Genomic DNA, 1190 nt, shown 5'->3' with positions numbered 1-1190 from the left:
ATAATCCGAGAACGCTTCTATAGTTTTTAAAATCTCTTCATCTTTCACGATTTATCCTCCTCTCATGCTTATTACTGCCCTAATACTTCTTTTGCTGTCCAATTCACTCTTTCATTCAATCTGTCAATACGAATAATCAATTTCCCTTTTTGTTCCCGATCTACTGAAAGGAAAAGAACCGCATCTTCCAGACCAAGAATGACCTCATTTTCTTCTGTTACAAATGGCGAGTAACTATCTAAAATCAATTGCATTTTATCCGTTATTGTTGGTACACCCATTACCTCTTCCCCCTTTATATTTGGATTCAAAAAAGCACTCAATCATTTGAGTGCTTTCTAACTTGTTATTTGTTCTTTTTCTTCTAAATCACGCAAGATTCGATTAATCTTGTTTTCGACTGCTTGATAAACACTTTTGTCGATGTGGTCATTGTGAGCTAACATTTGAAATTCACTGTAAAACTCACCCATTTCTTGATTTTCAACTTCATCTATTGCTTTTCCTAACTGCGCTAAAAAGAACTTATCAACCAGTTTTAAAACTGCTAAATCAGATTCAAAAAATTCGCTAACCGTTTTTTCTTTCCAATTTTCAATGGAGAGGGAATCAAATGGGCTATCTTCCTGCTGAAACGCCTCTTCTGGAATCTCTTCATCAATTCCCATCATGGTTGGTTCTTCTATTGGCTGCATTGTCTCTACTGGTGGTAAATCTTCCTGTTTCGGCTCTGATGTTTTTTCCTTTCTTTCTCCTAAAAAATCTACAATGAGTGAATTTGGATTTACGTCATCATGTAGGGAATCAATATCTATATCTAATATAGATTTATCTGTATCGAATTCTACGCCTAAGTACTCCCATCTGTATTTTAAAGCTGTTTCTCCCGTATTATAAATTGGGCGAGGTCTGATCCGTTTTCTGTTATTATCCTGACGTTTTATAACACGAATAACGGCACTTTCACCTTCTTTAAAATTCATAAGTTCATTTGCTGTTAACAGTGGTCGTTGATCTAGACTTTCCGTTTTATTTTTATCAGTAGAAAGACCTTTTCCGCTTCGGGAAGATAGATTAATCGTCTGATTCCCTAGTTTTTTGGAAACTTTTTCGGCGGTTTCTTGATCGTTCGTTAGAATGTAGATGGTATTCCCACAGTTTCCATCAATTGTATCTGCATCCTCACCATA

The 1190-nt window shown here is 35.7% G+C and carries 2 protein-coding genes; both read right to left on the bottom strand.

The window, feature by feature from the left end; translation table 11 throughout:
* Positions 1 to 71: 71 nt before the first annotated feature.
* Positions 72 to 281, bottom strand: coding sequence for a hypothetical protein (locus CN409_RS30445; protein WP_000538815.1), 210 nt, complete (start codon positions 279 to 281; stop codon positions 72 to 74).
* A 57-nt stretch (positions 282 to 338) separates the two neighbouring features.
* Positions 339 to 1190 (bottom strand): TraM recognition domain-containing protein (locus CN409_RS30440; protein ID WP_170955840.1); only part of this gene is annotated, 852 nt, incomplete at its 5' end.

The sequence above is a fragment of the Bacillus sp. AFS012607 genome (genome assembly GCF_002558005.1).
Classification (GTDB): Bacteria; Bacillota; Bacilli; order Bacillales; family Bacillaceae_G; genus Bacillus_A; species Bacillus_A thuringiensis_S.
Note: the sequence above shows the minus strand (reverse complement) of the source record. Positions and strands in the feature narration are given on the sequence as shown.

Coding starts and splice junctions, on each gene's coding strand:
- CN409_RS30445 (WP_000538815.1), bottom strand. CDS start 281: ATGGGTGTACCAACAATAACGGATAAAATGCAATTGATTTTAGATAGT.